General features: G+C 72.6%; 12 protein-coding genes and 1 pseudogene. 7 read left to right on the forward strand and 6 right to left on the reverse strand.

The window, feature by feature from the left end:
• Window positions 1-22: 22 nt before the first annotated feature.
• Window positions 23-799, reverse strand: coding sequence for a pirin family protein (locus ACZ3UD_RS24550; protein ID WP_465591537.1), 777 nt, complete (start codon window positions 797-799; stop codon window positions 23-25).
• Between the two features lie 324 nt (window positions 800-1,123).
• On the opposite strand from ACZ3UD_RS24550, the gene ACZ3UD_RS24555 reads away from it, so the two are divergent.
• From ACZ3UD_RS24555 to fabF, 5 genes are all read left to right on the forward strand, one after another.
• A complete protein-coding gene (locus ACZ3UD_RS24555; RefSeq protein ID WP_380610798.1) occupies window positions 1,124-2,320 on the forward strand; it encodes a PucR family transcriptional regulator in 1,197 nt (398 codons plus the stop codon).
• A 91-nt stretch (window positions 2,321-2,411) separates the two neighbouring features.
• Entirely contained in the window at window positions 2,412-3,368 is a 957-nt protein-coding gene (locus ACZ3UD_RS24560; RefSeq protein WP_465591540.1) for an ACP S-malonyltransferase, read from the forward strand.
• Window positions 3,365-4,396 (forward strand): beta-ketoacyl-ACP synthase III, encoded by a 1,032-nt coding sequence (locus tag ACZ3UD_RS24565; protein ID WP_465591543.1) that lies wholly within the window; start codon window positions 3,365-3,367, stop codon window positions 4,394-4,396. Before ACZ3UD_RS24560 ends, ACZ3UD_RS24565 begins: the two co-directional genes overlap by 4 nt.
• Window positions 4,397-4,476: 80 nt before the next feature.
• A complete protein-coding gene (locus tag ACZ3UD_RS24570) occupies window positions 4,477-4,722 on the forward strand; it encodes an acyl carrier protein (protein WP_465591546.1) in 246 nt (81 codons plus the stop codon).
• A 183-nt stretch (window positions 4,723-4,905) separates the two neighbouring features.
• Window positions 4,906-6,168: a beta-ketoacyl-ACP synthase II gene (gene fabF / locus ACZ3UD_RS24575; RefSeq protein ID WP_380610725.1), complete on the forward strand. Its 1,263-nt coding sequence runs from the start codon at window positions 4,906-4,908 to the stop codon at window positions 6,166-6,168.
• Window positions 6,169-6,232: 64 nt separating this feature from the next.
• On the opposite strand, the gene ACZ3UD_RS24580 is transcribed toward fabF, so the two are convergent.
• The 3 genes and pseudogenes from ACZ3UD_RS24580 to ACZ3UD_RS24590 all read right to left on the reverse strand — a co-directional run bounded on the left by ACZ3UD_RS24580 (window position 6,233) and on the right by ACZ3UD_RS24590 (window position 9,030).
• The gene (locus ACZ3UD_RS24580) at window positions 6,233-6,727 is read right to left on the reverse strand and encodes a DUF3145 domain-containing protein (RefSeq protein ID WP_188296478.1); all 495 of its coding nucleotides are present in this window, start codon (window positions 6,725-6,727) and stop codon (window positions 6,233-6,235) included.
• A 352-nt stretch (window positions 6,728-7,079) separates the two neighbouring features.
• Window positions 7,080-7,940, reverse strand: a pseudogene (locus tag ACZ3UD_RS24585) (NADP-dependent oxidoreductase); the annotation flags it as partial.
• Between the two features lie 64 nt (window positions 7,941-8,004).
• Window positions 8,005-9,030, reverse strand: a complete 1,026-nt coding sequence (locus tag ACZ3UD_RS24590) for an NADP-dependent oxidoreductase (protein WP_465591550.1) — start codon at window positions 9,028-9,030, stop codon at window positions 8,005-8,007.
• A gap of 107 nt (window positions 9,031-9,137) precedes the next feature.
• Between ACZ3UD_RS24590 and ACZ3UD_RS24595 the strand changes: the two genes are divergently transcribed.
• Both ACZ3UD_RS24595 and ACZ3UD_RS24600 read left to right on the forward strand, forming a co-directional pair.
• Window positions 9,138-9,602, forward strand: coding sequence for a MarR family winged helix-turn-helix transcriptional regulator (locus ACZ3UD_RS24595; RefSeq protein WP_465591553.1), 465 nt, complete (start codon window positions 9,138-9,140; stop codon window positions 9,600-9,602).
• Between the two features lie 119 nt (window positions 9,603-9,721).
• Window positions 9,722-11,212 (forward strand): LCP family protein, encoded by a 1,491-nt coding sequence (locus tag ACZ3UD_RS24600; protein ID WP_465591555.1) that lies wholly within the window; start codon window positions 9,722-9,724, stop codon window positions 11,210-11,212.
• On the opposite strand, the gene ACZ3UD_RS24605 is transcribed toward ACZ3UD_RS24600, so the two are convergent.
• On the reverse strand, window positions 11,213-12,136 hold the full coding sequence (locus tag ACZ3UD_RS24605) for a 1-aminocyclopropane-1-carboxylate deaminase/D-cysteine desulfhydrase (RefSeq protein WP_465591557.1): 924 nt from the start codon (window positions 12,134-12,136) through the stop codon (window positions 11,213-11,215).
• Between the two features lie 9 nt (window positions 12,137-12,145).
• Window positions 12,146-12,793, reverse strand: a complete 648-nt coding sequence (locus tag ACZ3UD_RS24610) for a response regulator (protein ID WP_465591560.1) — start codon at window positions 12,791-12,793, stop codon at window positions 12,146-12,148.
• Window positions 12,794-12,795: the final 2 nt, after the last annotated feature.

Consider the following 12,795-nt stretch of genomic DNA (forward strand, 5'->3'; position numbering starts at 1 on the left):
GCTCCCCCGAGGGGGCGGGCGGTCAGCCGTACGAGACCGGCGAGTGCATCTCCCAGAGCAGGAGTTCGGCGCCGGTCTCGCCCGCCGTCGGGTCGGCGAAGGCCTCGCCGGTGATCCGCACGCTGTCGCCCGGGACCATCGAACGGCCGCCGCCCTTGGGCCCCGGGATCGTCCGGTAGCCCAGCGAGCCGGCCGTCAGGTGCGCGTACCGCCAGGGCGCCCCGGGCAGTTGCGGCAGCGGCTGCCACGGCCCGGCGACGGCCAGCCAGAGCGCGGCGTCGCTCCGGCGCAGCCGCAGGGCCGGCGTCCCGGCGTCGCGCTCCAGCCCGGAGGCGAGCAGCGTCAACCCGCCGTCCGCCGGTTCCACCTTGCGGAGCCCGTACGCCGGGGCGGCGTCGAACTCGTCCGGCTGCAGCCACATCTGGACGAAGCGCACCGGCCCGGTGGCGCCGCCGACGTTGCGCTCGGTGTGGGTGACGCCGGAGCCCGCGCTGAGGTGCTGGATCATGCCCGGGCGCACCACCCCGCTGTGGCCGTGCGAGTCCCGGTGGGCGAGCGCGCCCTCCAGTACCCAGGTGAGGATCTCGGTGTCCCGGTGCTTGTGCTCCTCGAACCCGGCGCCGGGTTCGAGGAGTTCCTCGTTGCACGCGAGCAGCGCGCCGAAGTGGGTGTTCTTCGGGTCGTAGTGGCCGGAGAAGGAGAACGCGTGTCGGGTCTCGACGCCCTCGGCGGGGGTGGAGCGGTAGCGCTCGGCGGTGCGGCGCAGGTCGGCGCGGGGGCGTTCAGGAGCGTCGGTCACGTGCTCCACCGTAGCCTGCTTGTCGGCTCCTTCCGGGCGCTCCGGACCCGGTGCCGACGTTCCTCGCTCCGGCGCTCCTTCGTCGCTGGTCGCTCCTCGCTTCCGGCACCGGCGCGCCCTCCGACTCGCGGCTGTGACTCTTGCCACCGCACCTGAGCGCCGGGGGTCGTGCACGAGCAGTCACTCACGTGAGGCAGTCTTGTCCTTGTGCCAGCCGCTTCCGCGAACTCCCAGAGCGAACCCAGTCCCGCCGCGCCCGAACCGACCGGCAAGAGCCCGGCCGCCCGGCCCGGCCGCGACCGCCCCGGCCGGGCGGCACCCCGTCTGACGGCCCAGGAGCGCAGAAACGCCGCCGAGCGGGCCGAGCGCCGGGCGGCGACGCTCAAGCGGCTGGAGAAGTCCTCGGGCAAGCTGGCCAGCGCCGCGATCGCGCGGATGGACGACCAGCTCGGCTGGTACCGGCGGATGCCGCCGGAGCACCGCTCCTGGATCGGCCTGGTCGCCCAGGCCGGTATCGCCGCCTTCACCGAGTGGTACCGCCACCCCGACGCCGCCCAGGCGATCTCCACCGACGTCTTCGGCACCGCCCCGCGCGAGCTGACCCGGGCGATCACCCTGCGTCAGACCGTCGAGCTGATCCGCACCACGATCGAGGTGATGGAGGAGGCCATCGAGGAGGTGGCCGCCCCCGGCGACGAGGCGGACATGCGCGAGTCCGTGCTGGTCTACGCCCGCGAGATCGCCTTCGCCACCGCCCAGGTGTACGCCCAGGCCGCCGAGGCGCGCGGCGCCTGGGACGCCCGGCTGGAGGCGCTGGTGGTCAACTCGCTGCTGTCCGGCGACGCCGACGAGGGCGTGCTCTCCCGCGCCGCGGCGCTGGGCTGGGGGCAGCCCAGCCAGGTCCGGGTGGTGATGGGCAGCGCTCCGGACGGTGACAGCGAGCTGGTGGTCGAGGCGATCCGCCGGGCCGCCCGGTACGCCAAGCTGAACGTGCTGACCGGGGTGCTGGGCAAGCGCCTGGTGGTCGTGGTCGGCGGCGACAAGGAGCCGGTGCACGCCGCCAGGGCGCTGATCGGCCAGTTCGCGCCGGGCCCGGTGGTGATCGGCCCGACCGTGCCGGACCTGCTCTCGGCGACCCGCTCGGCGCACGCCGCCGCGGCCGGCCTGCGTGCCTGCGCCGCCTGGCCGGACGCCCCCCGCCCGGTGCTGGCCGACGACCTGCTGCCCGAGCGGGCGCTGGCCGGGGACCAGGCCGCCCGGCACCAGTTGGTGGAGGAGATCTACACACCGCTGGACGAGGCCGGCTCCGCGCTGCTGGAGACGCTGAGTGTCTACCTGGAGCAGGCGTCCTCCCTGGAGGGTGCGGCCCGGATGCTCTTCGTCCACCCCAACACGGTGCGCTACCGGCTACGACGTGTGACCGACGTCACGGGGTACGCCCCCTCCGACGTACGTTCGGCGTTCACTCTGCGGATCGCACTGGCCCTCGGCCGGCTGACCGCAGCCGGGGAGCCCAGCTGAGCCGGAGTGTAGGGACCATACAATCCCGGATGGTTTTCTTCGTTACCGTCGCCTACCCGCCCCTGGGCGCCTGGCGAGAGAGGGTTGAACCGTGCTCGTAATCGTCGCCCCTGGACAGGGTGCCCAGTCCCCCGGTTTCCTCAGCCCCTGGCTGGAGCTCGACGGTGTCGCCGACCGCCTGCGCGGCTGGTCGGAGGTCGCCGGGCTCGACCTGGTGCACGCCGGAACCGAGGCGTCCGCCGAGGAGATCAAGGACACCGCCGTCGCCCAGCCACTGCTGGTCGCGGCCGGTCTGGTGACCGCCCGTGAGCTGCTCCCGAACGAGGACCTCGCCAAGCTGGTCGGCGCCGTCGCCGGCCACAGCGTCGGCGAGATCACCGCCGCGGCCGCCGCCGGGGTGCTGAGCGCCCAGGACGCGCTGACCTTCGTCGGCGAGCGCGGCCGGGCCATGGCGGAGGCCGCCGCCGTCACCGAGACCGGCATGATCGCCCTGCTCGGCGGCGAACCCGAGGTCGTCGCGGCGAAGCTGGCCGAGCACGGCCTGACCGCGGCCAACAACAACGGCGGCGGCCAGATCGTCGCGGCCGGCACGCTGACCCAGCTGGAGGCCCTCAAGGCGGACCCGCCGGCCGGCGCCAAGCTGATCGCGCTGAAGGTGGCCGGTGCCTTCCACACCGAGCACATGGCCCCCGGCGTCGAGCGGCTGGCCAAGCTGGCCCCGACCCTGACCGTGGCCGACCCGCAGGTCCGCTACGTCTCCAACAAGGACGGCGAGGTCGTCGGCTCCGGCGCCGAGGTCCTCAAGCGCCTGGTGTCGCAGGTCTCCAACCCGGTCCGCTGGGACCTCTGCATGGAGACCCTCGGCCGGTTGGGCGCGACCGCCGTGATCGAACTGTCCCCCGCGGGCACCCTCACCGCTCTGCTCAAGCGCAACCTCAAGGGTGTGGCCACGCTCGCCCTGAAGACCCCCGCCGATCTGGACAAGGCCCGCGAGCTCATCGCGGAGCACGGCGGTCAGGACCAGCAGGACCAGGAGGACCAGGCATGACGAAGCCGCAGATCCGTCCCGCCACCGGCGCGCAGTACTCCCGCATCCACGGTGTCGGCGGCTACCGGCCGGTCCGGGTCATCCCCAACTCCGAGGTGCTGGAGTGGATCGACTCCTCGGACGAGTGGATCCGCACCCGCAGCGGGATCGCCGAGCGCCGCTGGGCCGGCCCGGAGGAGTCCGTCTCCGAGATGTCGGTGCAGGCCGCCGGCAAGGCCATCGCGCAGGCCGGGATCGCCCCCGAGCAGATCGGCGGCGTGATCGTCGCGACCGTCTCGCACCTCAAGCAGACCCCCGCGATCGCCACCGAGATCGCCGAGCGGCTCGGCTGCGGCACCGCCCCGGCCTTCGACATCTCGGCCGCCTGCGCCGGCTTCGGCTACGGCCTGGGCCTGGCCGACGGCATGATCCGCGGCGGCAACGCCGAGTACGTGCTGGTGATCGGCGTCGAGCGACTCAGTGACCTGACCGACAAGTCCGACCGCTCGACCGCGTTCATCTTCGGCGACGGCGCCGGCGCCGCGATCGTCGGCCCCTCCGACACGCCGGGCATCGGCAAGCTGATCTGGGGCTCGGACGGCTCGCAGGCCGACGTCATCAGCCAGACCCAGGCCTGGGACACCGCCTTCGCCAAGCCCGACGCCGTCAACGGTCAGGGCGAGGAGCAGAAGTGGCCGGCCCTGCGGATGGACGGCCAGCCGGTCTTCCGCTGGGCGGTCTGGGAGATGGCCAAGGTGGCCCAGCAGGCGCTGGACGCCGCCGGGATCACCGCTGACCAGCTCGGCGCCTTCATCCCGCACCAGGCCAACATGCGGATCACCGACGCCATGATCAAGGCGCTCAAGCTGCCGGAGTCGGTGCCGGTCGCCCGCGACATCGCCGAGACCGGCAACACCTCCGCCGCCTCCATCCCGCTGGCGATGGAGCGCATGCTGGAGAGCGGCGAGGCCCACAGCGGGGACCTCGCGCTGATCATCGGGTTCGGGGCGGGTCTCGTGTACGCCGCGGCAGTCGTTACGCTCCCCTAGGCGCGTTTCGCCCCACCCATCCACAAGCCTGTGTTCGGCCGCCGGTCGGACACGCTCAACACCGAAGAGGAGCAGCCAGTATGGCTAAGGACAAGGCCGAGGTCCTGGAAGGTCTCGCCGAGATCGTCAACGAGATCGCCGGCATCCCGGTGGAGGACGTCCAGCTCGACAAGTCCTTCACCGATGACCTGGACGTCGACTCGCTGTCCATGGTCGAGGTCGTCGTGGCCGCCGAGGAGCGCTTCGACGTCAAGATCCCGGACGACGAGGTCAAGAACCTGAAGAGCGTCGGCGACGCGGTCGACTACATCATCGCCAACGCCTGAGCGATCGACTCGTTCGAGTCATCCAGCCTGTCCGGCGTGAGCAACGCCTCGGACGGCTGACCCGTCGGCCCGGCTCCCCGAGCCAGGCCGACCCGCCGGCCGGGACGCCCCACCGGGCGCCCGGCCGGGCCCTTCCCCGGCTCGCCGCCGACCCCCGCACAAAACGTGAAAGAAGAGAAACCAGTGACCGCTGAAAACCGTACCGTGGTCGTCACGGGTATCGGCGCCTTCACGCCGCTGGGCGGCGACGCCGCCACCACCTGGGAGAACCTGGTCGCCGGGCGCTCCGGAGTGGCGGCGCTGACCGAGGAGTGGGCCCAGGACCTGCCGGTCCGGATCGCCGCGCGCACCGCGGTCGAGCCGGGCGAGATCCTGCCCCGCCCGCTGGCCCGCAAGCTGGACCGTTCCGCGCAGTTCGCGCTGATCGCCGCCCGCGAGGCCTGGGCCGACGCCGGCTTCGAGACCCCGGCCACCGACGAGTCCTCCAAGCTCGCCCCCGAGCGCCTGGGCGCGGTCATCGCCTCCGGCATCGGCGGCGTGACCACCCTGCTCGACCAGTACGACGTGCTGCGCGAGAAGGGCGCCCGCAAGGTCTCCCCGCACACCGTCCCGATGCTGATGCCCAACTCCCCGGCGGCCAACGTCGGTCTGGAGGTCGGCGCCCGCGCCGGCGTGCACACCCCGGTCTCCGCCTGCGCCTCCGGCGCCGAGGCGATCGGCTACGCGATCGAGATGATCCGCAGCGGCCGCGCCGACGTCGTGGTGGCCGGCGGGACCGAGGCGGCGATCCACCCGCTGCCGATCGCCGCGTTCGCCAACATGATGGCGATGTCCAAGAACAACGACGACCCCGAGCGCGCCTCGCGTCCGTACGACAAGGGCCGCGACGGCTTCGTGCTGGGCGAGGGCGCCGGCGTGGTCGTGCTGGAGACGCTGGAGCACGCCGAGGCGCGCGGTGCCCGGATCTACTGCGAGGCCGTGGGCCAGGGCCTGTCCTCGGACGCCCACCACATCGCCCAGCCCGAGCCGACCGGCGCCGGCGTGGCCCGCGCGCTGGCCGACCTGTTCGAGCGCAACGAGCTGGACAAGGCCGAGATCGTGCACGTCAACGCGCACGCCACCTCGACCCCGCAGGGCGACACCGCCGAACTGAAGGCGCTGCGCAAGGAGCTGGGCGAGGACCTCGACCACATCTACGTCTCGGCCACCAAGTCGATGACCGGTCACCTGCTGGGCGGCGCCGGCGGCATCGAGACCGTCGCCACCGTGCAGGCCCTGTACCACCGGGTCGCCCCGCCGACCATCAACGTCGAGGACCTGGACGACGAGGTGGACGCGAAGATCGTGCGCGAGGCCACCCCGCTGCCCGAGGGCCGGATCGCGGCGCTGAACAACTCGTTCGGCTTCGGCGGCCACAACGTGGTGCTGGCCTTCCGCACCCGCTGACCGCACACGTCAGAAGGGGCCGGCGCTCTCCGCGAGCGCCGGCCCCTCCGTCGTCCCTCCGGGCTCAGACCACCTGGTGCAGCCAGCGCACCGGCGCGCCCTCGCCCGCGTAGCGGAAGGGTTCCAACTCGTCGTCCCAGGGCTTGCCCAGCAGCCGGGCGATCTCGGCCTCCAGGTCTGCCCCCTCGCTGCGGGCCCGCAGCAGCACCGCGCGCAGCCGGTCCTCGGGGATCAGAATGTCGCCGTGGATGCCCGTGACGGCGTGGAAGATGCCGAGCGAGGGCGTGCTGCTGTACCGCTCCCCCTCCGCCGTGGCGCAGGGCTCGCTGGTCACCTCGTACCGCATGAGCTGCCAACCGCGCAGCGCCGAGGCGAGCTTCGAGGCCGTACCGGGCTCCCCCTGCCAGGAGAGCTCGGCACGCCAATGCCCGGGTGCGGCCGGCTGGCGGATCCAGTCCAGGCTCACCCGCACACCGAGCACCCCCGCGACGGCCCACTCGACGTGCGGGCACAGCGCGCGGGGCGCGGAGTGGATGTAGAGAACTCCACGTGTCGTCACCGGGACCTCCAGGCTGTGGACGAGGGTCGCCTTCCCCAGCTGCCTCGTGCCTGCAGTTGATCCGCAGTTACCCACGTTAGCCGACATTAAGCTACTAAATTGAGCAAAACGGACAGGCTTTCGCTCAATGCTAGTCGAATCCTCAACGAGGTCTACCCTTCGGCCGGATCTCTCCCCCGAACGGCCCCATCGCCAGGCGGGACCACCGTACCGCGCAGCGTCGCACGATGGATGACGCACTTTCGGATCCGGCCGGAATGCGGTAGTGCGGCCGGATCCCCTGCGCCGTGCACGCGAACCGCCCCGCGCGCCCGGTGGGGGCGGCGGGGCGGTCAGTCGCTCTGACGGGAGCTCAGCCCTCCAGGCGGACCACCATCTTGCCGGTGTTGACGCCGCGCAGCAGGTCGATGAAGGCCTCTGCGGCGTTCTCGAAGCCGTCCACCACGGTCTCCTCGGTGCGCAGCTCGCCGGACTTCAGCCAGCCGGCCACCTCGGCGACGAACTGCGGCTGCAGGGCGGCGTGGTCGCGCACCAGCATGCCCTCCAGGCGCAGCCGCTTGCCGATCGCCATCGCGAGGTTGCGCGGGGCGGCGGGCGCGGTGGTCTCGTTGTACTGGGCGATCGCGCCGCAGAGCACCGCGCGGCCGTGCACGCCGAGCGCGCCGATGGCGGCCTCCAGGTGGTCGCCGCCGACGTTGTCGAAGTAGAGGTCGATGCCCTCCGGGGCGGCCTTCGCGAGCTGCTCGGCGACCGGGGCGTCCTTGTAGTTGAAGGCGGCGTCGAAGCCGTACTCGTCCACCAGCTTGGCGACCTTCTCCGCGGAGCCGGCCGAACCGACCACCAGCGAGGCGCCCTTGAGCCGGGCGATCTGGCCGACCAGCGAGCCGACCGCGCCGGCCGCGCCGGAGACGAAGACCTTGTCACCCTCCTTGAGGGCACCGACGGCGAGCAGGCCGGCGTAGGCGGTCAGGCCGGGCATGCCGAGCACGCCGAGGTAGGCGGAGAGCGGGGCGGCGTCCGGGTCGACCTTCACGGCGTGCTCGGCGTCCAGGGTGGCGTACTCGCGCCAGCCGAGCCCGTGCAGCACCGCGTCGCCCGGGGCGAAGCCCTCGGCCTCGGAGGCGACGACGTAGCCGACCGCGCCGCCGTCCATGGCGGCGCCGAGCTCGAACGGGGGCACGTACGACTTCACGTCGTTCATCCGCCCTCGGATGCTGGCCTCTTGACCGAAATCGGCGGGCCCGCCCGCCCCGACAGCACGGGCGGGCCCGGTCCGACTACTCCGGAAGCTTGATCAGCATCTTGCCGACGTTGTCACCGCTGAGCAGGCCAAGGAAGGCGTCCACCGCGCTGTCGATGCCCTGGGTCACCGTCTCGCGGTACTTCAGCTCACCCGAGCGCACCCACGCGGAGACTTCCTCGACGAACTTCGGCTGAAGGTCGTAGTGGTCGCCGACGAGCAGCCCCTCCATGCGGAAGCGCTTGGCGATGATCTGCGCGAGGTTGCGCGGGGCCGGGGTGGGCTCGGTGGCGTTGTACTGCGAGATCATGCCGCAGACCACGATGCGCCCGTGCAGGTTCATCGAGTCGATCGCCGCTTCCAGGTGCTCGCCGCCCACGTTGTCGAAGTAGACGTCGATGCCGTCGGGAGCCGCAGCCTGAAGCTGCTCGGCGACCGGGCCGTTCTTGTAGTTGAAGGCGGCGTCGAAGCCGTACTCCTCCACGAGGAGCTTGACCTTCTCGTCGGAGCCGGCGGAGCCGATCACTCGTGCCGCACCCTTCAGCTTGGCGATCTGGCCGACGATGCCGCCCACGGCACCGGCCGCGCCGGACACGAACACCACGTCGCCAGCCTTGATCTCCCCGATCCGCGTCAGACCCGCGTAGGCGGTCAGACCCGGCATGCCCAGCACGCCCAGATAGGTCGAGAGCGGCGCGGCGTTCGGGTCCACCTTGACGGCCGTCTTGGCGTCGAACGTCGCGTACTCACGCCAGCCGAAGAAATGCAGGACGTAGTCACCCTCGGCGAAACCCTCCGCCTGCGAGGCGACGACCTGACCGACCGCCCCACCCAGCATCGGCTTGTCCAGTTCGTACGGTTCTGCGTAGGACTTGCGCGCCGACATACGCCCGCGCATGTAGGGGTCCACCGAGAGGTGGGTGTTGCGGACCAGGATCTCGCCCGGGCCCGGGGTCCGGACCGGGGCCTCGACCAGGGCGAAGTCGGTGGGCACCGGCCAGCCCTGCGGGCGGGCGGCGAGGTGCCATTCACGGGCGGTGGCGGGGACGGCCTGCTCTGCCATGGAGGTGCTCCTCGGAGGGGGGTTTCGGCAGGTGAAAGGTTGAGCAACTGAAGTAACGATGGACATGAAAGGTTCATCTTGTCAACTTTTCAGGTAGACTCTGCAGCATGGACACCCAGCCGACGCCGGTCGCCACGCCGCAGTCCGACGAGATCACCCGCGAGGTCGTCGATCTGATGGCCAACCTGGTCGCGCTCTTCCACCGCGAGTACGAGGAGGCCGCGGCCGCCCGCTCGCTCACCGGCGCCCAGGCCAAGGTGCTCGCCCTGCTGCGGCGCGGCCCGCTGCCGATGCGGCAGATCGCCCAGACGCTCAGCTGCGAGCCGTCCAACATCACCGGCATCGTCGACCGGCTGGAGGCCCGCGGCTTCGTCACCCGGGAGGCCGACCGGCAGGACCGCCGGGTCAAGCTGGTCGCCGCCACCGACACCGGCGCGGCCGCCTCCGAGGAACTGCGCGAGTCGCTCAACTTCGCCCGCGAGCCGCTCGCCGCGCTCGGCCAGGAGGAACGCACGGTGCTGCGCGACCTGCTCCACCGGATGCTCACCGGCGCCTCCGGCCCCGGGGCGTGACCAGCATCACAGCTTCGCGGATCGATTGCCCCACCCCCTGGGGGTAACCGAACGGCCTTCCGGAACGTCTAACGTTCGAAGGTCGAACGCGAGATTCCTGAAGACGGGGGGCACGGGGGATGAGCAGCAGCACGCGCCGGCGCCGCTACCTGCGGACCGCCATCGGCCTGGCCGCCGTTCTGGTGCTGTCGGTCGTGGGAGCCGGAGCCTGGTTCTACCACAGGCTGGACAGCAACATCACCACCTTCGACGCGGGCGGCGTCGCCACCGAGCGCCCGCCCGCCCCCGTCCCGGCCTCCCCCGGCGCCCAGGTGCCGGTCAACGTGCTGCTGCTGGGCTCGGACACCCGGGACGACGGCAACAGCGCGCTGGGCGGCGGCGACGAGGGCGTCGGCAACTCGGACACCGCGATCCTGGTGCACGTCTACGCCGACCACAAGCACGCCGTCGGCGTCTCGATCCCCCGCGACACCCTGGTCACCATCCCGTCCTGCAAGCTGGCGGACGGCACCTGGAGCAAGCCGCGCAACGACCAGATGTTCAACTCGGCGTTCAGCGTCGGCCTGCTCCCCAAGGGCAACCCGGCCTGCACCCAGAACACCGTGGAGGCCCTGACCGGGCTGCGGGTCGACCACACCGTCGTGGTCGACTTCAAGGGCGCCGCCGCGATGGCCGACGCCCTCGGCGGCGTGGAGGCCTGCGTGCCCAACGACGTCGACGAGTACGGCGTCCACCTCAAGAAGGGGCTGCAGAAGCTCTCCGGGCAGTCCGCGGTGGACTACCTGCGAGCCCGCCACGGCATCGGCGACAACTCCGACATAGGCCGGATGAAGCGCCAGCAGGCCTTCCTCTCCTCGATGATCAAGAAGGTCCAGAGCCAGGGCTTCTCGCTGCCCACCCTGCTGCCGCTGGCCGACGCGGCCACCAGGTCGCTCACCGTGGACGAGGGGCTGGGCACCGCGATGAAGCTCGTGGACTTCGCCCGGTCCGTCCAGGACATCAAGCTCTCCGACGTCACCTTCGTCACCGCGCCCTGGCGCTTCGCCGGGGATCGCGTCCGGCTGGTGCAGCCGGACGCCGACACCCTGTGGAAGCTGCTGAAGGAGGACCGCACCCTGGACGGGCAGGGCACCGCCGGAACGGGCGCGGCCACCGCCTCCGCGAGCCCCAGCGCGACGGCGTCCGCCCCGGCCGGGCCCCTCACGCCCGAGCAGGCCGCGGCTCCGGTCGTCGTGGTCAACGGGGTCGGCACCTCGGGGCTGGCCGGCTCCGGCGCGGAGGCGCTCAAGGCGCGCGGCTTCCAGAACGTCACGCTCGGCGCGAACGACCCCGGCCGGCAGGCCACCGTGGTCTCCTACGACCCGACGCTGAAGGCCGCCGCCGACCAGGTGGTCGCGGTCTTCCCCGGGGCCCGCGCGGTCGAGGAGCCGGGCAGCGGGGCGATCACCGTCACCCTCGGCCGCGACTACCAGCCGGCCGGCACCCGGCTCAACTCCCTGGACGCGGGCCCGAGCCCCACGGCGCCGGTGCCGAGCGGGGTCCCGACGGGCATAGCGGAGAACGAGCGGAACGCCGACACCGACCCCTGCGCGAACCTGACCTTCGGCTGATCAGACCGGGTCCGGCAGGCCCGTGACGACCGCCGTGAGGCGGGTGCCGCGGGGGAACTCCCCCGCGGCGGCGAGGTCGTGGAGGGCCGCCAGGAGCTTCGCGACGTACCGGCGCTCCAGCGCGATGCCGTGCTGCCGCTCGAATCGCTCGGCGAAGGCGGCGAGTTCGGGCGAAACCCGGCCGTAGCCGCCGCCGTGGTGGGCGTGGTGGATCCGCCAGTTGCCGAACTCCCGCCCGTACGCGGCCCGGTGCAGGCGCGCGACCTCGTCCTCCAGGTAACCCTCGCCACCGCGCAGCACCGCCACGCCGAGCGCCCTGGCCCCGGGCGGCAGGCCGGCCGCGATCCCGGCCAGGGTGCCGCCGGTGCCGACCGGGCAGCAGACGACGTCGCGGGCGCCGAGACCGGTCAGCTCGGCCGGGATCGCCGCCGCGCCGATCGCGGCGAGCGCGTTGGAGCCGCCCTCGGGGAGCACCAGGCAGGGGCCCCAGCGCCGTTGGAGCGCTGCCGTGCCGTCCGTCCCGTTCGCTCCGCCCGCGCTCCGGCCGGTCACCTCCCGGTACTCCGCGCGGGAGAGGAAGGCGAGCTCCATCCCGGCCGCCTCGGCCGCCCGCAGCGACCAGTTGCGCGGGCGGTCCGCCAGCTCGTCGCCGCGGACGAGCCCGACGCTCTCCAGCCCCAGCGCCGCGGCGGCCACCGCGACCGCGCGCAGGTGCGTGGAGTACGCGCCGCCGAAGGTGAGCAGCCGGGTGTGGCCCTGCTCGACGGCCGCCGTCAGGTTGGGCGCGAGCTTGCGCCACTTGTTGCCGGGGACGGTCGGGTGCAGGAGGTCGTCGCGCTTGAGCCGCAGCTCCACCCCGGCCCGGGCGAGCGCCGCGTCGGTGCAGTCCACCAGCGGGGTCGGCAGCAGGGCGGGTTCGAGCACCCCGCCAGGCTACCTGGGCGGCGTCGGGGTGAGCAGGCCCAGGTTGAAGGCGGCGGCGACGGCGGACGCGCGGTCCTTGACGTCGAGCTTGGTGTAGATGTGGATCAGGTGGGTCTTCACGGTGGCCTCGCTGATGAACAGCCGGGCCGCGGCCTCCCGGTTGGTCGCGCCGGAGGCGACCAGCTCCAGCACCTCCACCTCACGCGGGCTGAGCGCCTCCCGGAGCGGCTCGCGGACCTGGCCGAGCAGCTTCGCGGCGACCGTCGGCGCGATCACCGAGGCGCCGCGGGCGGCCTCCCGGACGGCGTGGAAGAGCTCGTCCCTGGCCGCGTCCTTGAGCAGGTAGCCGGTGGCGCCGGCCCGGACGGCGGGCAGCACGTCCGCGTCGGTGTCGTACGTCGTGAGCACCAGCACCCGGCCGGGCAGGCCGCGTTCGGCCATCGTGCGGATCGTCGTGACGCCGTCCATCCGCGGCATCCGCAGGTCCATCAGCACGACGTCCGGGCGCAGCGCGGCGATCAGCGCCAGCGCCTCGGCGCCGTCCCCGGCCTCGCCGACCACCTCGAAGCCGGGGGCGGCGGTGAACATGCCGCGCAGCCCGTCCCGGACCACCGGGTGGTCGTCGACCAGCAGCAGTCTGATCGGAGCGTCGTCCATCG

The organism is Kitasatospora sp. NPDC023118 (genome assembly GCF_055560875.1).